General features: G+C 46.6%; 23 protein-coding genes, 2 pseudogenes and 1 riboswitch. Of the genes and pseudogenes, 14 read left to right on the top strand and 11 right to left on the bottom strand.

The features are described from left to right. Nucleotides 1-2: 2 nt before the first annotated feature. Both CBF27_RS07365 and CBF27_RS07360 read right to left on the bottom strand, forming a co-directional pair. A complete protein-coding gene (locus tag CBF27_RS07365; protein ID WP_170175040.1) occupies nucleotides 3-896 on the bottom strand; it encodes a YitT family protein in 894 nt (297 codons plus the stop codon). Nucleotides 897-1,026: 130 nt separating this feature from the next. Next, nucleotides 1,027-1,752, bottom strand: coding sequence for a gamma-glutamyl-gamma-aminobutyrate hydrolase family protein (locus CBF27_RS07360; protein ID WP_126813678.1), 726 nt, complete (start codon nucleotides 1,750-1,752; stop codon nucleotides 1,027-1,029). Nucleotides 1,753-1,943: 191 nt separating this feature from the next. Here CBF27_RS07360 and metG point away from each other — a divergent pair, with 191 nt between their 5' ends. From metG to CBF27_RS07335, 5 genes are all read left to right on the top strand, one after another. After that, nucleotides 1,944-3,944 carry a methionine--tRNA ligase gene (metG, locus tag CBF27_RS07355; RefSeq protein ID WP_126813677.1) on the top strand — a complete coding sequence of 667 codons (2,001 nt, stop codon included), beginning with the start codon at nucleotides 1,944-1,946 and terminating at the stop codon, nucleotides 3,942-3,944. A 93-nt stretch (nucleotides 3,945-4,037) separates the two neighbouring features. Beyond that, nucleotides 4,038-4,823 carry a TatD family hydrolase gene (locus CBF27_RS07350; protein WP_126813676.1) on the top strand — a complete coding sequence of 262 codons (786 nt, stop codon included), beginning with the start codon at nucleotides 4,038-4,040 and terminating at the stop codon, nucleotides 4,821-4,823. Then, a complete protein-coding gene (rnmV, locus tag CBF27_RS07345; RefSeq protein WP_126813675.1) occupies nucleotides 4,807-5,397 on the top strand; it encodes a ribonuclease M5 in 591 nt (196 codons plus the stop codon). Before CBF27_RS07350 ends, rnmV begins: the two co-directional genes overlap by 17 nt. After that, nucleotides 5,384-6,262 (top strand): 16S rRNA (adenine(1518)-N(6)/adenine(1519)-N(6))-dimethyltransferase RsmA, encoded by an 879-nt coding sequence (rsmA, locus tag CBF27_RS07340; RefSeq protein WP_126813674.1) that lies wholly within the window; start codon nucleotides 5,384-5,386, stop codon nucleotides 6,260-6,262. The genes rnmV and rsmA overlap by 14 nt, the downstream gene beginning before the upstream one ends. A gap of 98 nt (nucleotides 6,263-6,360) precedes the next feature. After that, the gene (locus CBF27_RS07335; protein WP_126813673.1) at nucleotides 6,361-6,939 is read left to right on the top strand and encodes a hypothetical protein; all 579 of its coding nucleotides are present in this window, start codon (nucleotides 6,361-6,363) and stop codon (nucleotides 6,937-6,939) included. Between the two features lie 70 nt (nucleotides 6,940-7,009). Here CBF27_RS07335 and CBF27_RS07330 read toward each other — a convergent pair whose 3' ends face one another. Beyond that, nucleotides 7,010-7,558 (bottom strand): hypothetical protein, encoded by a 549-nt coding sequence (locus CBF27_RS07330; protein WP_126813672.1) that lies wholly within the window; start codon nucleotides 7,556-7,558, stop codon nucleotides 7,010-7,012. Nucleotides 7,559-7,768: 210 nt separating this feature from the next. Here CBF27_RS07330 and CBF27_RS07325 point away from each other — a divergent pair, with 210 nt between their 5' ends. After that, the gene (locus CBF27_RS07325) at nucleotides 7,769-8,005 is read left to right on the top strand and encodes a hypothetical protein (RefSeq protein ID WP_126813671.1); all 237 of its coding nucleotides are present in this window, start codon (nucleotides 7,769-7,771) and stop codon (nucleotides 8,003-8,005) included. Nucleotides 8,006-8,052: 47 nt separating this feature from the next. On the opposite strand, the gene CBF27_RS07320 is transcribed toward CBF27_RS07325, so the two are convergent. The 3 genes from CBF27_RS07320 to CBF27_RS07310 all read right to left on the bottom strand — a co-directional run bounded on the left by CBF27_RS07320 (nucleotide 8,053) and on the right by CBF27_RS07310 (nucleotide 11,008). After that, a complete protein-coding gene (locus tag CBF27_RS07320) occupies nucleotides 8,053-9,396 on the bottom strand; it encodes a PFL family protein (RefSeq protein WP_126813670.1) in 1,344 nt (447 codons plus the stop codon). A 17-nt stretch (nucleotides 9,397-9,413) separates the two neighbouring features. Next, nucleotides 9,414-9,683 (bottom strand): ACT domain-containing protein, encoded by a 270-nt coding sequence (locus CBF27_RS07315; protein WP_126813669.1) that lies wholly within the window; start codon nucleotides 9,681-9,683, stop codon nucleotides 9,414-9,416. A gap of 212 nt (nucleotides 9,684-9,895) precedes the next feature. Next, nucleotides 9,896-11,008: an ABC transporter ATP-binding protein gene (locus tag CBF27_RS07310; RefSeq protein WP_126813668.1), complete on the bottom strand. Its 1,113-nt coding sequence runs from the start codon at nucleotides 11,006-11,008 to the stop codon at nucleotides 9,896-9,898. Nucleotides 11,009-11,126: 118 nt separating this feature from the next. Here CBF27_RS07310 and CBF27_RS07305 point away from each other — a divergent pair, with 118 nt between their 5' ends. Both CBF27_RS07305 and CBF27_RS07300 read left to right on the top strand, forming a co-directional pair. Further along, entirely contained in the window at nucleotides 11,127-11,504 is a 378-nt protein-coding gene (locus tag CBF27_RS07305) for a methylglyoxal synthase (protein ID WP_126813667.1), read from the top strand. Nucleotides 11,505-11,557: 53 nt separating this feature from the next. Beyond that, nucleotides 11,558-11,658, top strand: a riboswitch (THF riboswitch). 41 nt (nucleotides 11,659-11,699) lie between these two features. Beyond that, nucleotides 11,700-12,221, top strand: a complete 522-nt coding sequence (locus tag CBF27_RS07300; RefSeq protein ID WP_170175039.1) for a folate family ECF transporter S component — start codon at nucleotides 11,700-11,702, stop codon at nucleotides 12,219-12,221. Between the two features lie 44 nt (nucleotides 12,222-12,265). Here CBF27_RS07300 and CBF27_RS07295 read toward each other — a convergent pair whose 3' ends face one another. Further along, complete coding sequence (locus tag CBF27_RS07295) at nucleotides 12,266-14,029, bottom strand: ABC transporter ATP-binding protein (protein ID WP_126813665.1); 1,764 nt, start codon at nucleotides 14,027-14,029, stop codon at nucleotides 12,266-12,268. Beyond that, complete coding sequence (locus tag CBF27_RS07290; protein WP_126813664.1) at nucleotides 14,022-15,764, bottom strand: ABC transporter ATP-binding protein; 1,743 nt, start codon at nucleotides 15,762-15,764, stop codon at nucleotides 14,022-14,024. Before CBF27_RS07290 ends, CBF27_RS07295 begins: the two co-directional genes overlap by 8 nt. A 123-nt stretch (nucleotides 15,765-15,887) precedes the next feature. Here CBF27_RS07290 and CBF27_RS07285 point away from each other — a divergent pair, with 123 nt between their 5' ends. Further along, complete coding sequence (locus CBF27_RS07285; protein WP_126813663.1) at nucleotides 15,888-16,694, top strand: putative ABC transporter permease; 807 nt, start codon at nucleotides 15,888-15,890, stop codon at nucleotides 16,692-16,694. A gap of 24 nt (nucleotides 16,695-16,718) precedes the next feature. Here the strand turns inward: CBF27_RS07285 and CBF27_RS07280 are convergent, their stop codons facing one another. Further along, complete coding sequence (locus CBF27_RS07280) at nucleotides 16,719-17,198, bottom strand: nucleoside 2-deoxyribosyltransferase (RefSeq protein ID WP_126813662.1); 480 nt, start codon at nucleotides 17,196-17,198, stop codon at nucleotides 16,719-16,721. A gap of 148 nt (nucleotides 17,199-17,346) precedes the next feature. On the opposite strand from CBF27_RS07280, the gene CBF27_RS07275 reads away from it, so the two are divergent. Next, nucleotides 17,347-18,486, top strand: coding sequence for a 3D domain-containing protein (locus CBF27_RS07275; RefSeq protein ID WP_126813661.1), 1,140 nt, complete (start codon nucleotides 17,347-17,349; stop codon nucleotides 18,484-18,486). 57 nt (nucleotides 18,487-18,543) lie between these two features. Here CBF27_RS07275 and CBF27_RS07270 read toward each other — a convergent pair whose 3' ends face one another. Both CBF27_RS07270 and CBF27_RS07265 read right to left on the bottom strand, forming a co-directional pair. Beyond that, nucleotides 18,544-19,065 (bottom strand): LURP-one-related/scramblase family protein, encoded by a 522-nt coding sequence (locus CBF27_RS07270; RefSeq protein WP_126813660.1) that lies wholly within the window; start codon nucleotides 19,063-19,065, stop codon nucleotides 18,544-18,546. A gap of 31 nt (nucleotides 19,066-19,096) precedes the next feature. Beyond that, nucleotides 19,097-19,966, bottom strand: coding sequence for a Cof-type HAD-IIB family hydrolase (locus CBF27_RS07265; RefSeq protein WP_126813659.1), 870 nt, complete (start codon nucleotides 19,964-19,966; stop codon nucleotides 19,097-19,099). A 120-nt stretch (nucleotides 19,967-20,086) separates the two neighbouring features. Between CBF27_RS07265 and CBF27_RS07260 the strand changes: the two genes are divergently transcribed. From CBF27_RS07260 to CBF27_RS07250, 4 genes and pseudogenes are all read left to right on the top strand, one after another. Further along, complete coding sequence (locus tag CBF27_RS07260; protein ID WP_126813658.1) at nucleotides 20,087-20,767, top strand: uracil-DNA glycosylase; 681 nt, start codon at nucleotides 20,087-20,089, stop codon at nucleotides 20,765-20,767. Between the two features lie 158 nt (nucleotides 20,768-20,925). Next, on the top strand, nucleotides 20,926-21,906 hold the full coding sequence (pta, locus tag CBF27_RS07255) for a phosphate acetyltransferase (RefSeq protein ID WP_126813657.1): 981 nt from the start codon (nucleotides 20,926-20,928) through the stop codon (nucleotides 21,904-21,906). Nucleotides 21,907-22,215: 309 nt separating this feature from the next. Beyond that, nucleotides 22,216-22,430: pseudogene (locus CBF27_RS14355) on the top strand (IS30 family transposase); the annotation flags it as partial. Nucleotides 22,431-22,540: 110 nt separating this feature from the next. After that, a pseudogene (locus CBF27_RS07250) lies at nucleotides 22,541-23,570 on the top strand (IS256 family transposase). Nucleotides 23,571-24,261 lie beyond the last annotated feature (691 nt).

Raw genomic sequence — 24,261 nt, 5'->3', positions numbered from 1 at the left:
TTTTACGGCATTAAATCGGAATTGGTCAAGGGCATTTTTTCACGCAGGATGGTGTGGCCTTTGCCCATCACTTCGGATGCATCGGTCACTATGACGAAGGCTTCCGGGTCAATGTCGAGGACGGCCTGCTTGATTTTGGTGAATTCACGTGCCCGTATCAGCGTCATGATCATTTTTTTCTCGTCCAGAGACAGTCCGCCTTCAACGGGAATGTAGGTGACGCCGCTGTCGTAGTCATGAATCAAAGACTGACGGATAAGGTCATACTTGCTTGAGATGATAAACACGTTTTTGGAGCGGCTGCCGCCGATTTGAACCAAATCCACCATTCGGCTGGTCAGGAATAAAGCGATGAGCGCGAACAAGACCTGTTCAATGTCGAAAACCAGCAGAGCCGACAATAAAATGATACCGTCCAGTATGCCCAGCAGCACGCCGGATTTCAATTGCGTGATTTTTTGAATGAATAACACTGCCAGTGCTGTTCCGCCGGTCGAGCCGTTGCCGATAAAGACGATTCCCAGTCCGAGACCGGTCATGATGCCGCCGTAAACGGCTGCGAGAAGCTGTTCCTGTGTCCAGGCGCCGATGCCTGACAACAGCTGGATGAACAAGGGGAGCAGCAGGCTGCCCAGAATACTTTTGAAAAAAACATCTTTGCCGAGAAGGATGAATGCCATGACCAGCAAAATGCCGTTGACCGAGTAAAGCACGACACTGGGATGCCAGCCGAACGACGAGTTGAGGATGATTGTCAGGCCGTTTAATCCGCCGGAGACAATTTTATTGGGCAACAAAAAGGCATTAAACCCCAATGCCACTAAAAAACATCCTAATATAACTAAGAGGATGTCTGCTACACGTTTGCCGGTATTGTTGATGATTTGTTGATGCATGTATTGTTTCCTCCTTATAAATAAAACGAACACCATTAGTATAAGCTAAATTCGGGGGAAAAGTCATCATTTATCGCGGTGTCTGTGAATTTTCTTAAAAAAAGATGCCGGGGACGCCGGCATCTGCTTTTTACAACGTATGAACAAAATAATCGAACAGCGCCAAACTCTGCTCATTCACGTCAAAGTCCAGCTCCGGGTGCCACTGCACACCCAATATACGCAAGGCCTCGTCTTTGGCGGTGACGGCTTCGGCCACGTTGTCGCGGCTCTTAGCTGCCACTTGCAGGGCAGGGGCGGTACGTTTGATGATTTGGTGGTGATAGGAGTTGACCGACAGTTCACGGGTGTTCAGAATCTTGCTGAGCGGGCTGTCACCGGTCAGCTGTACACTGTGAGTGGCATAGCTTGGTGACGTTGGTGTCTGCACGTGCTTGACCGTCCAGTCGTCATACAGCGATAGGTCCTGATGCAAAGTTCCGCCGAAATAAACATTCAGCAGCTGCATGCCGCGGCAGACGGCAAAAATGGGCTTGTGCTGTTTCAGCGCCTCTTCAATCAGCGCCAGTTCCCAGTTATCTCTGAGAATGTCTGTCTGTCCCAGCTTGGGATGAGGTTCTTCGCCGTACAGCGCAGGCGTGACATCCTGCCCGCCGGTCAACAGCAGTTTATCGATATGAGAGACATACTCGGAAACGTCCTCGGTGTTTTGGTTGATAGGCATTACAAGCGGCAGTCCGCCGACTTTTTGCAATGCTTGAACAAAGCCTTTTGGTGTATAGGACACATGGTTTCCCTGAAAAATATCAGCGTGGGAAATAATCTGATTGGCAGGAATGCCAATGATTGGTTTCATCAAAATGAATTCCTCCTTTATGTAGGATTAATTGTAGCATGATTGGCAAAAAATAAGGACAAATATGTTTAAAAAGGGCTTTCTCATAAAAATATAAAGAAAAAAGTAAGAGATTATGATATAATATTGAGAAATTATGTCCGTCAATCGGCGGGCAGTTCTTTGTTTGATGAAGAAGGAGGTTATTGCAGGTGGAGGAAAAACAGACGTTTTATATCACGACTCCCATTTATTATCCAAGTGGTAAACTGCATATTGGAAACTCATATACAACAATTGCCTGTGATGTCATGGCTCGTTACAAAAAACTGATGGGTTATGATGTGTTTTATTTGACCGGGCTGGATGAACACGGTCAGAAGATTGAAAAAAAAGCACAAGAGCTTGATATCCCGCCGCAGGAATATGTGGATGGCATGGCGGAAGAAGTCAAAAAACTGTGGAAATTACTGGATATTGATTACACAAAATTTATCCGGACCACTGATGCAGCGCATAAAGAAGGCGTCCAAAAAATATTCCAGCGTCTAGTGGAGCAGGGGGATATTTATTTAGGAGAGTATGAAGGCTGGTATTCTGTTTCCGATGAAGAATATTTCACTGAAAACCAGCTGGCTGAAGTTTACAAAGATGATGAGGGTAATGTCATCGGCGGCAAAGCGCCCAGCGGACATGAGGTGGAGCTGGTCAAGGAACAGAGCTATTTTTTCCGCATGAGCAAATATGCCGACCGTCTGCTGGCGTATTACGAGGAGCATCCGGAATTCATTGAACCGGAATCCCGCAAAAATGAAATGATCAACAATTTCATCAAACCCGGGCTGGAAGATTTGGCAGTGTCCAGAACGTCATTTTCGTGGGGTATCCCGGTCAAAGATGACCCGAAACATGTCGTTTATGTCTGGATTGATGCGTTATCCAACTATATCACGGCTTTAGGCTACGGCTCCGAAGACGACAGCCTGTTCCAGAAATACTGGCCGGCGGATGTGCATATGATTGCGAAGGAAATCGTGCGTTTCCATACGATTTACTGGCCGATATTGCTGATGGCGCTGGATTTGCCGCTGCCTAAGAAAATCTTTGCCCATGGCTGGCTGCTGATGAGCGACGGCAAGATGTCCAAGTCCAAAGGCAACGTCGTCTATCCGGAAATGCTGGTCCGCCGTTACGGACTGGACTCTCTGCGCTATTACTTGATGAGGGCCATTTCTTTCGGGCAGGACGGCGTGTTTACACCGGAAGAATTTATTTCGCGGCTGAACTATGATTTGGCGAACGATTTAGGCAATTTGCTGAACCGGACAGTTGCCATGATTAATAAATATTGTGACGGCCTCGTTCCTGACTATGCGTCCCAAGTGACAGAATACGACAGTGAACTGTCAACGACGGCTGCCAGCGTGATCGCGCAGTATCATAAAGCGATGGAACGCATGGAATTCAACACCGCGCTGAAAGAAATCTGGCGGCTGATTTCCCGGGCGAACAAGTATATTGATGAAAACGAACCATGGGTGTTGGCAAAAGATTCCGAGAAGCAGGCCGAGTTGAACAGTGTGATGGTCCACTTAGCTGAAACTTTGCGGATTGCGGCTATTTTGCTGCAGCCGGTTATGACCCGCGCGCCTAAGGAAATTTTTGAGCAGCTGGGTCTGAATGCGGAAACTGTCTCCATGGAAGACATCCGCTTCGGCGAGTTCCCGAAAGGCACTAAAGTGGTCTCTAAAGGCACACCGATTTTCCCGCGTCTGGATGCGGAAGAAGAAGTTGCCTACATCCGGGAGCAGATGAACACGTCAAAAACAGAAAAAGAAGAAATCTGGCAGCCGGAAGAAACCGAACTAGTGTCTGAGAAGGCCGGCGAGATTAAATTTGAGGCATTTGACAAGGTCGAGTTGAAGGTGGCTGAGGTCATTGATTGCCAAAAAGTCAAAGGCGCGGATAAGCTGCTGAAGTTCCGTCTGGATGCCGGCGACAAGGGCCATCGGCAAATCCTGTCGGGGATTGCGGAATTTTATCCGGACCCTGACGAGCTGATCGGCAAAAAGGTTGTGATTGTTGCCAATCTGAAACCGCGGAAACTGCGCGGGGAAATCAGCCAAGGCATGATTTTATCGGCAGAAACTGACGGCAAACTATTCGTGGTGGAAGCCCCTAAAGGTGCAGCAAACGGCGCAAGTATCTCTTAATCAACTAAGCAAACGATTGAAAGAAACGGCAACTTCTTTCAATCGTTTTATTCTGTGTTAAAATAAAGTGACACGACAGGAGGGTCTGACAACATGATATTCGATACACACACACATTTAAATGTGTCTCAATTTGACGATGATGCGGCTGAGGTTATCCAGCGCGCAGGCGAAATGGGCGTGTCGGAAATGGCGGTGGTGGGGTTTGATACGCCGACGATTGACAAATCACTGGCACTGAGCAGCGCCTATCCGCAAATTTACAGTATTATCGGCTGGCACCCGACAGAAGCCGGCACCTATACTCGGGATGTGGAGAAAAAGCTGCAGCACTTGCTGACAGGGGAGAAAGTCGTGGCGCTTGGCGAGATAGGTCTTGACTACTACTGGATGGAAGATCCGAAAGAGGTACAGGAAAAGGTGTTCCGCCGGCAGCTGGCGATTGCTCGTGAAATGAAGCTGCCGTTCAGTGTCCATATGCGCGACGCAATCGAAGACACGTATAACATATTAAAAACAGAAAAAGTACATTTGACAGGCGGCATCATGCACAGTTTCAGCGGTGACACGGAGTGGATGAAGCGGTTTTTAGATTTAGGACTCCACATTTCACTGAGCGGCGTCGTGACGTTTAAAAAAGCTGCCGAGGTGCACGAAGTAGCACAGACAGTGCCGCTGGATAAACTGCTGGTGGAGACGGATGCGCCTTATCTGACGCCGGTTCCGTACCGCGGCAAACGTAATGAACCAGGGTATACCCGTTTTGTGGTTGAACGAATCGCCGAACTCAGAGGTGCAGCCTTCGAAGACATTGCCACGCAAACAACAAAAAATGCCCACAGGCTGTTTGGACTGATAAACAATGACGATAGAGGATAAACTGACCATTCAGGAAATAATTGTGGTGGAAGGAAAGGACGACACAAAACGCATTAAAGAAGTCGTCAATGCCGACACGATCGAGACTAACGGATCGGCGGTCAGCGAAGACGTGCTGATGCAGATTGAACATGCCCAGGAAGTCAGGGGTGTTATCATCTTCACCGATCCGGATTTTTCCGGGGAAAAGATACGCAAACAAGTGGCAGAAGTCGTGCCCGATGCCAAGCATGCCTTCATATCCAGAAAAAAAGGGACGCCCAAACGGCTGAAGGGCAGCCTCGGAGTCGAACATGCCAGCGATGAGACGATTTTGTATGCGCTGAAAACAGTCGTCACCCCCGTGACTGTACCGCACACTTCGGCAATTTCCGAAGAAGACTTGTTCCGTTACGGGCTGATTGCCGGCCCCAATGCCAAGAAACGGCGGGAACGTCTGGGCGAGTACTTGCGGATTGGCTATACGAACGGAAAACAGCTGAGGAAACGGCTGGCGATGTTTGCTGTTTCGCGGGAAGACTTTTTACGAGCGGCCGAGAAAGCGGCGGAGGAGGAACGACATGGGGAGCTATAAAGAAATTGCAACGCCAAGTCGCACAAAAGAAATACTAGAAAAACACGGATTTTCATTTAAAAAGAGTTTGGGACAGAATTTTTTAACAGACCCGAATATTTTAAAAAAAATAGTCGCTGCTGCCGGCATTGATTCGCACGTGAACGTCATTGAAATCGGCCCGGGAATCGGCGCACTGACCGAGCAGCTGGCCAAGCAGGCCAATCAGGTCCTGGCCTTTGAAATCGACCAGCGTCTGCTGCCGGTCCTGGCAGACACGTTAAGTCCGTACGACAATGTGACCGTCGTTCATCAGGATATTTTGAAAGCTGATGTCAATGCAGAAGCGCAGCGAGTATTCGCTTCAGACTTGCCGGTGAAAGTGGTGGCCAATCTGCCGTACTATATCACGACACCGATTATTCTGCATCTGTTGTCGTCGCCGCTGCCTATTCAAGAGATGGTCATCATGATGCAAAGGGAAGTTGCCGAGCGTATTTCAGCTAAACCGGGCAGTAAAGCCTACGGGTCGCTTTCCATTGCAGTGCAGTATGCGATGGCGGCATCTGTAGCGTTCATCGTCCCGAAAACGGCATTTGTGCCGCAGCCGAATGTCGATTCAGCAATTATGAAACTGACAAGACGCACAAAACCGGCGGTCGACGTGCATAACGAGGCAGCCTTCTTCCGTTTGACCCGGGCAGCCTTCAAACAGCGGCGCAAAACGTTGTGGAACAACTTGCTGAATGAATACGGCAAAGATGAGCAGACCCGGGCCAGACTTGCGGCGGCTTTGGAAAAGGCCGGCATCGATCCGAAACGGCGCGGCGAATCACTGAGTTTGCCGGAATTTGCCGAACTTGCGAACGCTATGGCCGATAAATGATAGGAATGTTCATGATTCACAACTCAATTTGACATCATCCCCATTGTTCTGTATGATAAGACTAAATTATTTGTGTCATAAGGAGAGTGAGTTTGTTTATGCAAAAAAAATCTGTAAATTCTTTGACTTATTCAGCGTTGCTGATTGCCTTGGGGATTTTGATTCCGATGGTGATGCCTGTTAAAGTCGCCATTGGTCCCGCCTCGTTTACACTGGCAAGTCACGTTCCGGTGTTTCTGGCAATGTTCGTCTCTCCTGGTGTTGCGGCAGTAGTTGCTTTAGGCACGGCTTTCGGGTTCCTTCTGTCAATGCCGATTGTTATCGCGATGCGGGCGTTGAGCCATCTGGTTTTTGCTTTGATTGGCGCGTTCATCTTGGCAAAGCGTCCGATGATTGTCGAGTCGCCGCTGAGATTCCAATTATTCAATTTGTTTATCGGTATCATTCATACGATATGTGAAGTCGCAGTTGTCACCGCCTTTTTCATGCAGGACCAGCTGGATGCTGCGACATATACGAGCGGTTTCTTCTATTCGGTGATTCTTCTGGTCGGTGTCGGGGGCTTGATTCACAGCATCGTCGACTACAACATCGCTTATGCAATCGGCAAAAAATTCGGGATGAAATTCAATTTTCCGATTTTCCGCGAGGCGCATCAGGCAGGATTGAAAAAATAAAAAAAGCATCAAGCATTGCTTTCTCCGTTATCTACCAGATAAACGGGCGCAATGCTTGATGCTTTTTTTGTCAGGCGTGTTTTTTTCGGCCGAATAGTTTTCCCAACCAAGATTGCTTAGATGCAGAAGGTGTATCCTCCGCTGGGGTCTCCGTCTCGATTTGCGGTTGTTCAGGTGCTTCAGTCAAAGCATCCAGCTTGTCAATCAAGCGGCTGATGTCTTCGCTTTGCTGCTGAATCATTTGAAACTGCTGTTCAATCATGTCGTTTTGTTTGGACACTACTTGAAACAGCGAAGAGACTACCGCTCCACCCTGTTCTGCTATTGCAACGCTATCCGTTTCAGGTTCTATCTTCTCGGCATGTTCTTCAAAGAAAACCTTTTGCAGCGCCTCTTTGATAGTGATACGGTCTTGTATCACGAGTTGTCCGGCAGACTGGAATTTCATTAACTCATTGATATTGTAGATACGTGTTTTCCGTCCGTTGATGGTTTCCGTTTTGAAGTATTCTTCTTCTGCCAGTTCATTCACGATGTTCGCATACTTGCGCATCGTTGATTTTTTCAGGTCGAATTCGGCTTCAGCTTCGCTGGGCGTGTAATAGCCTTTTTTTGTCACGTGTATCGCCTCCATATCGCTTGCGTGTCACATATAAATATAACACATTTTGTGATAAACGGAAACACTTCGCCGACTATAGCGCAAGGTGCCGTTTCATTTGCTGACGGATAAAAGCCGCAATAAGCAGAATAGTGTCGTTTTGCGGCACAGTAACGTAAAATAGAAGTAGCAACAGTCGTGAGGGCAATTCAAAAGGAGCTGATAAAGATGGAGGAACGGATTTTCTTTAACCGGGGCAATGCTATCGCTGCCAGTGCCGATTCAAAAGAACTCTTTTACCGGGCTGCCGAAATCGAAAAGATGAAGCAGCGCGATAAGGGGAAGCTGGTAATTGTAACGGATGAAGACAGTGGCGAGTACATCTTGTTTTGGAATGCGGACCAGGAGGCCGAGCCGGCTTCAGGCGATGTCAAAGAATACAAAGTTGAAAAGTTGTTTGATTAAACGGCAGCACGCACCCGCTGATTACCAGCGGGTGCGTGCTGTCTTTTTTAGTTTTTAAATGAATGAATCGGTGCCGGGATACGGCCGCCGCGTAAAATAAAATCAGTTGATGCATACTTGTTGACAGGCATCACAGGTGCGTATCCTAACAGGCCGCCGAAGGAGACCATGTCACCGACATCTTTCCCTTGTGCCGGAATAATCCGCACAGCTGTCGTCTTGTTGTTGATGACCCCGATGGCTGCTTCATCAGCAATCATGGCGGCAATCGTTTCAGCCGGTGTATCGCCGGGGATGGCAATCATATCCAGCCCGACAGAACAAATCGCAGTCATCGCTTCCAGCTTTTCAAGGTTCAATGAGCCGCGCTCAACGGCATCAATCATGCCCTTGTCTTCGGAAACAGGGATAAAAGCGCCTGACAAGCCGCCAACGTGCCCGCATGCCATCACGCCGCCTTTTTTAACAGCGTCATTCAGCAAGGCAAGGGCAGCTGTCGTACCGTGTGTACCGACGGACTCCAAGCCCATTTCTTCTAAAATGTGCGCCACTGAATCTCCGACTGCCGGTGTCGGCGCCAATGATAAATCGACAATACCAAAGTGCACCCCCAGCCGCTGGGAAGCTACCTGCCCGACCAGCTGCCCCATACGGGTGATCTTAAACGCCGTCTTTTTGACCGTTTCGGCAACGACATCGAAAGGTTCGCCCTTGACTTTTTCCAATGCGCGCTTCACGACTCCCGGACCGCTGACGCCGACGTTGATGATACAGTCTGCTTCGCCGACACCGTGGAAGGCACCGGCCATGAACGGGTTGTCCTCAACAGCGTTGGCGAAGACGACCAGCTTGGCACAGCCCAAATCCGATTGCTTTGCTGTTTCAGTCACGATATAGCCCATGTGACGGACCGCATCCATATTGATGCCGGTGCGTGTCGACCCGATATTGACAGACGCACAGACGCGTTCTGTTTCGGCTAGTGCTCGGGGGATGGAATTGATTAAAATATCATCGCCATACTGGTAGCCTTTTTGCACCAGCGCGGAAAATCCGCCGATAAAGTTGACACCGACTTCTTTAGCTGCCTCATCCAGTGTTTTGGCATAGGCGACGTAGTCTGTATCGTTGCTGGCTGCGGCAATCAAAGCGATGGGGGTGACAGAAATCCGCTTATTGATAATCGGAATCCCGTATTCTGCTTCAATATCTTCACCGACTTTGACAAGATTTTTTGCCAGCCGGGTGATTTTATCATAGATTTTTTTTCTGGCAGTTTCACCATCACTATCTATACAGTCAAGGAGGGAAATGCCCATTGTGATTGTCCGGATGTCTAATTTTTCTTCTTCAATCATCCGGATAGTTTCCATAATTTGTGCTGTTTCCAATGTTGAAAGCCTCCTTGTTATAATTTGTGCATGGTGTTGAAAATGTCTTCCCGTTGGACATTGATGGTCAGCCCCAGTTGCTTGCCGAGATCAGTCATCTGGTTTTTGATGGTGATGAAATCTGCATTAGCCGACTCCAACTCCAGCATCATCATCATCGTAAAGTTTTTTCCCATGATGGTTTGCGAGATATCTAAAATGTTAATAGATAGCGCTGCGAGCTTGTTGCTGACAGCTGCCACGATTCCCACCTTGTCTTCTCCTACCACAGTTAATATTGCCTTCATAACTCATCCTCCTTTGATGTTAGTAGTATCTTATAACAAAAACAGGAAATAATAAACATTTTTTTGATAAATTATGCAAAATGAGACAAATACCCGAACATTATCGAAAATAATGAGCGGTTATGAGAGTAAAAGACCAATAAAAAAGAACATCACGTGGATGTTCTTTTTTTATATGAGATTTTCTGTCAGATGCTGCCATCCGAGAGAAATTAGGGGGCTTGTTTGATGACTTCTTCAGTATCGTTGTCGAAGAAATGACCCTTGTTCATGTTAAATGCCAGCTCAACGACTTGTCCCGGTGTGTACAGAGCGCGGGCGTCGACTTTCGAGATGAACTCAGTTTCGCCGGTCTTCGTGTAAAGCATTGTTTCAGCACCCAGCAGCTCGGATACCACTACTTCTGATTTGACTGTGCTCGCCGGTGCTGCATCCAGTGCAATCGGTTCGCTGTGGATGTCTTCCGGACGAATGCCGAATGTCAGGTCTTTGCCTTCGTAGCCTTTGTCTTTCAGGATTTTGTATTTGCCTTCCGGGACGGCCAGTTTCAAATGGTCGCCGTCAGTGATATGACCGTCTTTCAAGGTAACCTTGAAGAAGTTCATGGCCGGTGAGCCGATAAATCCGGCGACAAAGATATTATTTGGTGTATCGTATACTTCTTTCGGTGACCCGATTTGCTGGATGAAACCGTCTTTCATGATGACGATACGGTCAGCCATGGTCATAGCCTCGGTCTGGTCGTGTGTTACGTAAATCGTTGTTGTATCAAGACGACGGTGCAGCTTAGCCAACTCAGCACGCATTGCCACACGCAATTTAGCATCCAAGTTGGATAGCGGTTCGTCCATCAGGAAGACTTTCGCGTCACGGACAATCGCACGTCCCAGTGCCACACGCTGACGCTGACCACCGGACAAGGCTGCCGGTTTGCGTTTCAAGTATTCTGTCAACCCTAAAATGTCAGCTGCGTTTTCGACACGCTGTTTGATTTCAGCTTTATCGTATTTCCGGAGTTTCAATCCAAAAGCCATGTTGTCAAAGACTGTCATGTGAGGGTACAGGGCATAGTTCTGGAAAACCATCGCGATGTCGCGGTCTTTCGGCGCAACATCGTTCATCAGCGTGTCGCCGATCCAAAGTTCGCCTTCTGTAATATCTTCAAGACCTGCCACCATCCGCAGTGTAGTCGATTTCCCGCAGCCGGACGGTCCGACAAAGACGATGAACTCCCGGTCTGCAATTTCAAGGTTAAAATCGGTTACCGAGTAATTCGGGTTGCCGTCGTATTTTTTATGAATATGTTTTAAAGCGATTTCTACCATTTGCCGTTCACTCTTTCTTTTTATTTGATAATTAGAGTATAATGAAAATGTAAGCCCTATACAATGTCAAATTGCCCAAGGTTATTTGTCATAATGCCGAAAAAATGGAGGATAGACGATGAATATTGCATTAATTGCGCACGATAAGAAGAAGAAAGCCATTGTTCAGCTTGCCCAGACATACGAGCACGTGTTGAACGTACACACATTGTATGCGACAGGCACAACAGGCACACGCATCATGGAAAAGACCGGCCTTTCCATCCACCGTTTCAAATCCGGACCGCTGGGCGGCGACCAGCAAATCGGCGCCAGAATTTCCGAAGGGACGATGGATATGGTGATTTTCCTGCGCGACCCGCTGACAGCCCAGCCCCACGAACCGGATGTCAATGCGTTGATTCGCCTGAGCGATGTGTACGAAATCCCGTTGGCGACCAATGCCAGTACAGCCGTCCTGCTGTTGAAAGAGCTGGAAAACATTTCTGAAATATAAAAATGGTGTTCTTTCAGAAAGTATGGTATATTTCGTCTGTGAAATAAAAATAAAACAGAGTAGAAATTAGCGCGTCAAGTGCCGGCGGGATGGGATGTTGCCCGCTGGACGAAAAATACAATGTATTTGCGGTGCTTTTTTCGCGTTCGCTGCATAGGTGTAAGTGAGCAGCTCTAATTAAAGGAGATGCTAAAATTGAATAGAAACTATTTCACAGCTCGAACCATCGCGACGATGGGATTATTGATGGCGCTGCAGATGATTTTGACACGTTTTTTAGCCATTCAGCTGCCGTTTTTGAGAATCAGTTTTTCATTTATTCCGACGGTGATGATGGGCCTGTTATTCGGACCTCTTTTGGCAGGGGTCGGTACGACATTGGCGGACTTCATCGGCATCACGCTGTTTCCAGTCACGGGGAGCTATTTTCCAGGGTTCAGCGTATCAGCTTTTTTGACAGGAGCCATCTACGGCTTGTTTTTTCATAAGCGGGATATCAGCTGGCGGTCAGCCTTCATCAGCAACTTGCTGATTATGGTAATCATCGATATCATCTTGAACACGCTTTGGCTGTATCTTATGATGGGGCCGGTTGCGATTGCCAATTTGCCGCTACGCATCGGCAAAGCGCTGCTGCAGTTTCCGGTCAATGTCTTTCTGACATACCACACCTGCCGCACGCTGCTGTATCAAAGAGGGTCATTACGTATTTTATAAACACAAATCTCCGAATGCTTGCCAAAGAGCATCCGGAGATTTTTTTACTCATCTTTATCAAATTGCGCCTGATACAACCGGCGGTAATAGCTGTCTGTGCGCTCTAGCAAGTCGCTATGGCTGCCGACTTCGACGACTTGGCCGTGGTCCATGACCAGAATACTGTCTGCTTCTTTAATCGTCGTCAAACGGTGGGCAATGACAAAACTGGTTTTGCCGGCCATCATCCGCAGAAACGCGTCTTGGATATGCTGTTCAGTCAATGTGTCCACCGAGCTGGTCGCTTCATCGAGAATCAGCATCGGCGGCTGGCTGAGCATCGTGCGGGCGATGGTCAGGAGCTGGCGCTGGCCGTCGGAAATCTTGATGCCATCTTGACCGATCGGCGTGTCATATCCGTCAGGCAAGCGCTCGATGAACGAATGGATTGAAGCAGCTTTGCAGGCGGCTGTCATTTCTTCATCGCTGGCATGCGGGTTGCCGAAGAGCAGATTTTCGCGGACCGTGCCGGCGAACAACCACGTGTCCTGCAAGACCATACCGAAGCACCGTCTCAGAGAATCGCGTGATAGCGTGTTGATCGGGATGCCGTCAATGCGGATTTCTCCTTCATCGACATCATAAAAACGCATCAGCAGGTTGACCAGAGTGGACTTCCCTGCCCCGGTTTTCCCGACGATGGCCACTGTGTCGCCGGCTTTGACGGTCAGGTTGAAATCTTGAATCAGCGGTGTGTCTGGTGAGTAGGAAAAGCTGACATGATCGAAAACCACATCGCCCCGCACCGTTTCTTTCGACAGTACCTTGTCAGAGTCAGGCGTTTCAGTCGGCGTATCGAGAATGTGGAAGGTGCGCTCCAGTCCCGCCAGTGCGGTTTGCAGCTGCGTCATGATTCCGGACAGTTCAATAAACGGTTTGGCAAACTGCGAGGCATAAATAATGAAACTGGAAATCATGCCCACGGTCACACTGCTGCCTGCCTGAAGGGCCAGCAGCCCCCCGGTCAATCCAATGGCGATATAGGTCATGTGATCCACGAAACGCGACAGCGGGTTGGTTAAAGAGGAGGCGAATTGCGCCTGCTGCCCGATGGTATTCAACGTTTCGTTGATTTGTTCAAAAGTCTGCTGTGCTTGCGGCTCATATTGAAAAGCTTTGACGATTTTTTGGTTGCCGACGATTTCAGAAACATAGCCGGTCATGTTGCCGATGATTTTTTGCTGTGACGCGAATTTATTTTGTGTCGTTTGCGCAACAATCCAGTTGACAACAAAAATACAGATAGTTCCTAAAATCACTGTTAGCGTCATGAGGCCATTTAGCCGCAGCATGCTCACGAGCGAGACAGCCACGACCATCATGCCGCTGAAGATGTTGGTAAAAATCGCGGCAGTCGCTTCCGATACATAATCCAAATCATTGGTGAACCGGCTCATGATATTGCCGTGGGCTGTCTGGTCATAATACCGCAGCGGCAAGTTGTTCAAATGAGCGAAGGTATCTTTTCGCAAAACGGCGACAGACTGGTAAGCAACGCGGTTGCCTAAAATCTGTACGCACCACTGGGAGATGGTCGTTGTGACAATCAGTCCGGCCAGCAGTCCGAAAATCGTAAACAGTGCAGTGAACGCGACCTGGCCTTTTCCCAGCATCGTATCAATGGCTTTCCCGGTGTAATAGGTAATCAGGGCGCTGGTGGTTCCGCCGATGGCTCCCAGAAACAGCGCCGCCGCTACTTCTTTCCGGTAGCGTTTCAGGTAAGGCAGAAAACGTGTCACAACAGATGTATTGAGTGACATTCTAAGCATGAATGGTCGCCTCCTTATTGTTCAGTTGGGATTCGGCAATTGAGCGGTACGTTTTGGATGTCTGCATCAGGACATCGTGGCTGGCAAAGCCGTCTTGTCCGCCGTCATTGAGCACGAGGATGTTGTCGGCTCCTTGCACCGAACTGATCCGCTGGGAAATAACAATAATTGTCGTGCCCGCCATGTTTTTCCGCAAAGCGTTTCGTAAATTCAAATCTGTCTGGTAATCCAGTGCGCTGAGCGAGTCGTCCAAAATCAGCAGCGCCGGCTGTTTGATCAGGGCGCGGGCAATGGTCAGCCGCTGTTTTTGTCCGCCGGAAAAGTTTTTTCCGCCGGCTAACACCGGTGCATCAAGCTGTTGTGGCAGACCTTTGACAAATTCGGTGCATTGGGCGATGTCCAGCGCGTGCCAGCATTCTTCATCCGTGGCATGCGGTTTTCCCCACTGCAAATTGCTGCGGATGGTGCCTGAAAACAGCACGCTCGTCTGGGGGACAGTCGCGATATGGCGGCGCAGTTCGTTGAGGGAGTAGTTTGTAATCGGCTGTTGGTGGATCAGCAGTTCGCCGGCTGAAATGTCGTAAAACCGCGGGATGAGCTGCATCAGCGTGGTTTTTCCGCTGCCGGTCGGTCCGATGATTCCCATGAACTCGCCTGTTTTAAGCTGAAATGAGATGTCTGTCAGTGCCCGTCCGCTTTTTGGCGTGTAGCGGAAGTCCACCTGTTTGAACGTTACGATAGCTGGTGTTTGCTGCCAGCTGGCAGTGGCGCTGTCACCGGAATCGACGACCGACGGTTCAGTCTTTAAAATCTCATTGATTCGTCCGGCAGAGGCAAATGCGCGGGTGAAGACGATGACCAGCTGCGACACGATAATCAGCGCCAGCAGCATTTGCGTCATGTAATTGACAAGCGCCAGCACATCTCCTTGCCCCATCGCACCTGTATCGACATCGATGCCGCCCAAGTAGAGAATGAGAATGATGACGCTGTTCATGATGAGTGTCGTTGCCGGCGTCAGCAAAGCAGAAATGTTCGCCACGCGTGTGTAGGCCTCCGCCAGTTCGTCACTGGTCTTTGCGACTTTGGCCGCTTCCGTTTGTTTTTTTGCGAAAGCCCGGATGATGCGCACGCCGCTAAGATGCTCGCTGATGACCAAGTTCAGTTTATCGATTTTTATTTGGACTCGCTTGTACAGCGGCACCGTCCGTTTCATGATCAGCATCAGCAGCAGGCTGAATATCGGCAGAGTCAGCAAAAACACCCAAGTGATTTGCGGGCGGATAGTAAAGGCCATGAAAATCGAACCGATGCTTAAAAACGGCGCTCTGATAGCCAGCCTGATCAGCATCGCCAGCGCATATTGCAGCTGGTTGATATCGTTAGTGACACGGGTAATCAGTGTTGACGTGCCGAAGTGATTGATTTCCGCATGGGAAAACCGGTTGATGCGCCGCATCACGTCATTTCGCAGTTCGGTACCGAATCCTTGCGAGGCGATGGAAGCGTAGTATTGGCAAGTCAGTACGCAGCCTAGTCCGATAAATGACATCAGCAGCATGATTCCTGCCATCTGGAGTGTCACTGTCCGGTTATTTGCACGGATGCCGTTATCAATCAATTTAGCCATAAACAGCGGCAGCATTAATTCAAATACGGCTTCCAAAAATTTGAAAATAGGGCCTAAAATGATTTCTTTGCGGTATTTCTTGGTGTATGGTAAAAATGATCGCATCTGTTGCCTCCTTTCCGGCAATGTTAGTCATGTTAACATTGTAGTCTAAAAAAAGTTGATTTGAAAGTGAAAGTGTGGATATAATATTAAAACGATCCTTATCTAAAAAAGGAAGTGGTGCGAATGGAAAAATTCAGCGAAATCGTTTTGCTGTTCTGTCTCTATGCCTTTATCGGCTGGCTGTGGGAAACGATTTACTGTTCGATAAAAGCTAAAAAATTTGTGTATAGAGGGTTTCTCGTCGGTCCTTATTGCCCGGTCTACGGGTTTGGTATTTTGGCCGTCCTGTATTTTGTCACTCCTTATCAGAACAACCTCGGGCAGCTTTATCTCTGGGCGACGACCGTAGTGACCGTCATTGAATACGTGACCAGTCTGTTGCTGGAAAAACTATTTCACGCGACGTGGTGGGATTACCATGGTGTGCCGTTCAATATCCACGGCCGCGTGGCGCTGCCTGTTTCATTGTTTTGGGGGGCTGCGTGTGTGCTGATTATCAACGTGATTCAACCGGAGATGACACAGCTTGTCCTGTTTCTGACACAACGTTTCGGGCTGGTTTTGCCGGTGCTTCTGCTGGGCGTTCTTCTGACGGATACCGTTTATTCTGTCACCAGCTTGCTGGCCAGCCGTCAGATTATCCGCAAATGGTACGACGCGATGGAGAAAAGCAAAGCAGAATACCGCGAGTACCGTCAAAAGCTGGAACAGGGCGTGGAACAAAAATTACAGCAGCGGCGGGACAGTTTGCAGGAATGGTCGGAGCTGTTTCGCGAGAAAGTGCCGTCTCTGCCGACGCCGCGCTTTACATTCCGGCATTTGTTGAAGAACTTTAACAAGCTGACACTGACGGAATTTGAACATGAAGAAGAATTGCGGGAACTTTTGAAAAAAGAAATCTTGAAACGCAAAAACAGGAACAAACCGTAACCGGCTGTTCCTGTTTTTTTAGTGTTACAAATAGGCTGCGATACCGCGCATCCAGTCGTCTTCTGTTGCGTAAACAGCACCGTTCAGTTTGACCAGTCCGACCGTGTAGAGATTGACATAAGGAAACTGCGACTCTGCCACATCTTTCAAGGCGGCGATTTTTTCCGGATGGTCAGCGCCTTGCTGTCTGCTGTCAGAAAAGAGGGCCACAATCGGAATCCCCGCCTGATAAGCGACGCCGATTTCAGAGGCGACACCGACGTCAATGGTCGGACCGTCCAGGACAGCCAGCATGAGCTTGCTTTTCAACAGCTGTTCGGTGTCATATTGGGCAATCATTTTGGCATCGGCATACGCTTGTTTATCATTGATAGCAGTTTGTTCCTGAGGCACATAAAACGATTCTTGCGGATACAAACTGCGGAGTTTGGCCACAATGTGTGCGTTGTATTGCTGTTCCATATTTGAAAATAATGGACTAGCATAATAAATTTGGCTGGTCATTTCAATCATCCTTCCTGCGTAATCAGTTACATGACACAGTTTACTCACATTGTAATAATTTGTAAAGAAAATGTTACAAAACCGATGGAAACTTTTAGTATAATTAGGTGTGTTTGTAAACTCAGAATCATGAAAGGTGTGGACTTTCTTGAAATCTAAGAGATTCATTGTATTCTCGCTTATGACCGTTGTGCTTAGTTTGGCAAGCCCGGCTTCATCCATGGCTGCCACTGTTTCCGAACTCAAAGAAAAAGAAACAGCGACAAAAGCAGAAAACGCGACAATCAGCGAAGAAATAACGCTGGCACTGGCTGATGTCAACAGCAAGTACCAGAACTTAGAAGAATTGAAGAACGAAGTGGCTGCGACTCAAGAAAAAATCGCCGACACAGAACAACATATCAAAGAAATCAAAAAAAGCATTGAAGCCAGAATGGAACTGATGGCTGGGCGTCTGCAAGATATTCAGGCGAACGGCACGTCTTTCAACATGGTCGACGCCTTGCTGGAAGCCGAAGACTTTTCTGATTTTCTGAACCGCGTTTATGCAGTCAGCGTGCTGCAGTCGGCAGAGAAAAGCAAAGTCAACGATTTGGCAGCCGATAAGGAAACATTGACTGCGTTAAAATCCGATTTGGAGAAAAACAAGACGGCATTGACCGACAAGGAAGAAAGCCTGACCGAAGAGACGGCAGTGCTTGATTCCAAAGTGACTGCTCTGCAAGATAAGCTTGCTAACAATCAGGAGCTGCTCAGCCAGCTGTCAAGCGAACGGTTAAGCAAAGAAGAGCAGGAAAAATTGGCTAAAGAGCGTCAAAAACTGATAGCCATCTCCAAAGAGACATCAGCCTCTTCGGAAAGCTCAAGTTCAAGCTCGAGCGCAAATTCCAGCAGTCAGACAACAGAAACAACAACCGACTCCACTGTTGAGACCAAACCGAGCGAACCAAATACGGGCGGTCAGTCGAATCAGGGCGGTCAAGGCACGCAACAGCCTGATACGGGCGGCAAGACAACGCTGACTATGCACTCGACGGCTTATTCTTACACACAGCCGGGCTTGAGTTTTTACACAGCCAACGGCACAGACTTGCGCCAAAACCCGAACGTGGTTGCTGTAGACCCGAGCGTTATCCCGCTGGGCACGATGGTAGAGGTCGTCGGTCTGGGATACCGGCTGGCAGCTGATACCGGCGGCGATATTGTGGGCACCCGGATCGATATTCATTTTAATACGGTAGCTGAGTGCGAAAGATGGGGTCGTCAGACAGTCACTGTGAGATTTTAAGAAAATTAAAAGAGATAGCGAAATTTTCGCTATCTCTTTTTTGTCTCGAATTGCCGGTCAACTGAATTCCAAGTCAACCCGTTTGTTCCTGAAAGGATTTTTTTCTTTTTTGGGGCGTTTCACCCAGTAATCCAGAATCGCGGCAATGCAGATGCAAAGCGGGGCTTCTTCCTCGGAACGGATGTCGCATTCGAAAAAGTCACCGTAACAAGTGAGCGCCGGCTGCATAGTCATGATGACATCGTTGAACTGATGGATCCGGTAACGGCGGTGTTTAATATCGCCGACTGCCGCCCATTTCAAGCCTTTGATGTAATAGTAGTCACGGTTGATTGAAAGAATGCGGCTGAGAGACCCGACTTTTTCATATTCCTTGAACAAGTCAAAGCGTGATTCCAAGGCGAACGACGTCTGTCTGATACTTGCGAGGATGGAACCTTGCATATCATAAACGGACAATACATCTCCTCGTGTGCCCCAGCGGCCGACCAGCAGAAAAGCCGCTTTTCCCATATCATCTTTGATAATGGTGCGGGCATTGGCCGATAATAAGTGCTGATTGATATAGTATTTAGGCATTCACCTCAACCTTTCCACCTGACACCTGATGCTACAACTGCTCTTCGATAGCCCGTAAAATGGCACGTCCGACACCATCATTCAAATTGGTGTCTGTTTCATATTTGGCGATTTGTTTAACTTCCGGTTCGGCATTTGCCATGGCAAAGCTGACCCCGGCAATTTTCAACATGGAAATATCATTGAAATTATCGCCAATCGTCATCACACGTTCCAGCGGAATCTCAAGGTTGTCAGCCATGATTTGGACTGCTGTTCCTTTTTGTGCTCTGAAGTGGTTGATTTCAATGTTGTTCGGGAAAGAGGATGTCACAATAATATCTTCTACCTGTTGAATTGCATCGGATGCCGGCTGCAAAACGGCCGGTCCCTTTTCATCGAATGCAATGATTTTCAGTATTTTGAGCTGATTATCATCTATCAGCTCCCGGTAGCTGTCAACATACGTGATATTTTGCATTTCCAGTTGGGTCGCTGCCATGGCGATGGCCATTTTATACGTAATGTGAGGCAGCGAGTCTGCCAGCAGCGTCGCATAGTTTTCCAGCCGTTGGGGCTGATGGTCGGAGTAGACCCCTCTTGTTGTCATTACTTCAAAATAAAGCTTATGCTCCCGCAGATGAGACATGATGTCCCACGCGGATTTTTTTGGAATATCGAAAGTAAATAGTTCGTTGCCGTGTTTGTCGAAAACCTGGGCACCGTTTCCTGTGATGATCGGACACTCGATACCAGCGTCTTCCAAAGCAGGTTTTGCTTCCGAGTAGGCACGTCCTGTCGCAATCATGAATTGAATACCTTTATCCTCTGCTATCCTGATTGCCTCCCGGTTTTTTTCCGAAATAGAGAGGTGGGACGAAAGCAGTGTGCCGTCCATGTCGGATGCAATCAAACGAATCATATAATGTCCTCCTAATATAATAGTAGTTTCATTTTACCATTTTTTCACGCAAGAAACATTAATTGTGTCGCTTGAGCGATTGAAAATCTTGTTGTATCCTTATAAGAGTGAGGTGATAGTGTGAAAGAAATAATTCACAACAGCTGGCAGGAAGTTTTAGCGGGTGAGTTCCAAAAGGACTACTATTTGCAGCTGAGGGAATTTTTAAAAACCGAATACCGGACACAAATTGTATATCCGGATATGTACCACTTGTTTGATGCACTGCAGCTGACGCCTTATGAAAAGGTGAAAGTCGTGATTTTAGGCCAAGACCCGTATCACGGGCCAAATCAGGCGCACGGATTGAGCTTCTCGGTTTTGCCGGGGAATAAAATTCCGCCGTCGCTGAAAAATATTTATCAAGAATTAGCATCGGATTTAGGCATCCCGCCAGTCGCTCACGGCTATCTTAAATCGTGGGCAGACCAAGGAGTGCTGCTTCTGAACACTGTTTTGACGGTACGCGGCGGGCAGGCTTATTCGCACCGCGGCATGGGCTGGGAAATATTTACGGATAAAATCATTGAAGAACTGAACAATCGTGACACGCCAGTCATTTTTGTCCTGTGGGGAAAGCCAGCACAAGCGAAGATCAGTATGATTGATCAGCAGAAACATTATATTTTGACAGCGCCGCATCCAAGTCCGTTATCGGCCCATAGAGGCTTTTTCGGCTCCAAACCATTTTCAAAAATAAACAACATCTTGGCAGAGAATCATCAGACACCCATTGACTGGGCATTGCCTGAAACTGTTTAATCGGTGACGGAAAACTGTATTATTTGAAATATTACTTTTTTTAGATTATGATAATGTTCTAAACTTTTTCTTGCATAAAACAGCAAATAATTCTGTTTTTTTGTTGGGAAAAGAGGTATGATAGTACTGAAAGATAAATTAATTGGAGGATTGTGTGAGTGGAACTATTTGAATGTTTGAAACAAAAGATTTCCGGAAAAAATCTTAAGATTGTTTTTCCGGAAGCGCTGGATGTACGTGTGCTGGGGGCAGCAGTTCGTTTGAATGCAGAAGGTCTGGTTTCGCCGATTATGATTGGTGAAAAGTCTGCGGTGGAAAAAGTCGCTTTGGACCGCGGCTTTAACGTGTCGAATTTGACAATCATCGACCCGAACCAATTTGACCGTTATGAAGAAATGGTTGCTGCTTTTGTGGAACGCCGCAAAGGTAAAGTGACAGAAGAACAGGCGCGTACAATGCTTCTTGACCCGAACTATTTTGGCACAATGCTTATCTACATGGATTTGGCAGACGGTCTGGTGAGCGGAGCTATCCATTCAACAGGGGATACGATTCGTCCGGCTCTGCAAATCATTAAAACCAAGCCAGGTATCAGCCGGACAAGCGGTGCGTTCCTAATGGTACGCAGCCGTGATCAAGAAAAGTATATTTTTGCGGACTGTGCCATCAATGTCAATCCGAATGCGCAAGAGTTAGCTGAAATCGCCGTTGAAAGTGCCAAGACAGCTCAAATGTTTGACATTGATCCCAAAGTTGCCATGCTGAGTTTTTCATCTAAAGGTTCAGCGCAATCGGAAGAAGTGACTAAAGTTCAGGAAGCAACAAAAATTGCTCAGGAGCTGGCACCGGAATTCGTCATTGACGGCGAGCTGCAATTTGATGCGGCTTATGTACCGAGTGTCGCCCAACAAAAAGCACCGGACTCTGAAGTAGCGGGCAAAGCTACCGTCTTTGTCTTCCCGGAAATCCAGTCCGGCAATATCGGCTACAAAATCGCACAACGTTTCGGCGATTACGAAGCGATTGGACCAATCTTGCAAGGCTTGAATAAACCAATTTCCGACTTGTCCCGCGGCTGCAATGAAGAAGATGTGTACAAGCTGTCTATTATCACAGCTTCGCAAGCACTGATGGACTAACAAGTAGAAATAAACGAGACTGCCCAAGAGTCTTGTTCAATACAAAAAGGAACGAAATCTTTTGATGATTTCGTTCCTTTTTTAGTGATAAAAATAGTACTGCTTAGTACAATTAGCCCCCCAAAAAAAACTATAATCAAAAGAAAGTGCTATCCATGTACAAAGATTCTAACATCAATATGTTTGTTAAAAAAAAAGACAGACAAATCCTTCTCTGATTCATCAGTCCTATAAATTATAGAGTTATTTTTTCAATATAGTAAAGACTTGGAAATTCGTGTCTTTGATATCTTTTTTGTCAATTCGGAGACACCGTTACAATGAGCGTTAAATAAGCACTCAAATGGACTGCTTAGACGTGATGGTTTACCTAAATCAACAGGTTTTAGAGATGTCAGTCAAGAATTTATTTCTTCTGTGAATTGTCACAGAAACCACATCCCTAAAAAACATTAAACTATCAAACATCTATTGAAGTTTTTTTGAGCTATGTACAAGAGGCAATTTATTATAACTTAATTTGACAAATGGGATGATAAAGTCCATATAATTGTGTAAAAGATAAAAGGCCATGTAACAGCCCTTTTACGGTACAATGTTTTTAACCACAAAAACATACCTAGGAGGACTTTACATGACCCAAGTACATTTTACACTGAAAAGCGATGAGGTTCAAAGAATTATTGACCATTCAGTAAAAGATGAGGTGTCTAAAAACATTTTAACCACCGTATTCAACCAGTTAATGGAAAGCCAACGAACGGCATACATTCAAGCTGAGGACTACGAACGATCAGAAAACCGTCAAAGCCAACGAAATGGCTACTATGAGCGAGAGTTTACGAACCCGTGTCGGAACACTTGAATTAAAAGTGCCTAGAACACGTGATGGCGGTTTTTCACCATCAATATTTGAGCGTTATCAGCGAAATGAAAAAGCGTTACTTGCTTCCATACTTGAGATGTATGTTTCGGGTGTTTCTACTCGTAAAGTTTCTAAAATTGTTGAAGAACTCTGTGGGAAATCTGTCTCCAAATCTTTTGTTTCCAGTCTGACTGAACTGTTGGACCCCATGGTCACAGAATGGCAGAATCGTTCGCTCTCAGATACAAATTATCCTTATCTAATGACAGATGTTCTCTACATAAAAATTCGTGAGGACCATCGGGTGCTTTCAAAAAGATGCCATATTGCGATTGGGATAAATGAAGATGGCAACCGTGAAATCATTGGCTTTATGATTCAAAATGAAGAAAGTGACGTAGCATGGGCCACGCTCTTTGAGGTATTCAAAGAGCGTGGCTTACAAGGAATAGAGTTCATCATCTCTGATGTCCATAAAGGATTAGTCTCTGCGATTCGCAAGTTGGCAGAGATGCCAAGTACATTTCTTAAGGAATATCCTTACGACTCAAAAGCTTGTGAGACCTTGGATGATGGCTTCGAAGATGCTTTTCGATACGCAGTTATCGGCAATGGACACCATCGACTGAAAAGCACCAACCTTCTTGAGCGTTTGAACCAAGAAATACGCAGAAGAGAAAAGATTATTCGTATCTTTCCTAACCGTGCGTCAGCCAACCGATTGATTGGGGCTGTCCTGATGGACTTCCACGATGAATGGCTTAGTTCTACAAGAAAGTATATTAAGTTTGAACACTAAAAGACTAGTGAAACATTGTATAGTATTTTACACAAAATTATGGACTTGACTGGGATTTATAAAAAAGTTAGCTTAATAGGATAATAATGTAGTACAATATTACTATAATTAGTACGTTGTGTATTAATTTGTCTTTTAAAAGCTTGTGTAGTTATAGCAAATTAGGAATGAGGATCATATTTTTTTAAAATGCGAAAAAAGGCTGAAAATGGTGTAACGTAATGATTTGTATTGTTACTGGGAGGATTAAAAATTCGTATCTATTTTTTAAAGTGTAAATTTTTGGTTTAACTGTTAGAACTAATAGATATTAAGAGCAATATATTTGATAAAAAAACCTTTACATTTTTAAGGAGAAACGATATTTTGTTTGTGATAAAATCCTATCATGAAGAATAGAGGGAATAATATTTCTTGAATCTTTTGAGATGAAATTCCTTTTGGAGGATACCTTTTATCCAAAAGAAATTTCTATCAATATTCAATTAAAAAGTTTAAAGCTATTATTAATGAGCTTTATCAAAAGATGAGGAGGCGTTGAAGTGATGTTAGGATGAATTGGCTCATTTTCAGTAGAATTAGATAATGAGGTAAAGAATAGATTAAATAAACACGAAGAATTTGTTCAAATCAAAATTGCTACAGAGTCTGGTAAGTTATTTTGTTGAATCATATATATAGTGATAGCGTC

The sequence above is a fragment of the Vagococcus acidifermentans genome (genome assembly GCF_003987655.1).
Classification (GTDB): Bacteria; Bacillota; Bacilli; order Lactobacillales; family Vagococcaceae; genus Vagococcus_B; species Vagococcus_B acidifermentans.
The sequence above is the reverse complement of the archived record's forward strand: the minus strand, read 5'-3'. Positions and strand labels throughout refer to the sequence as shown.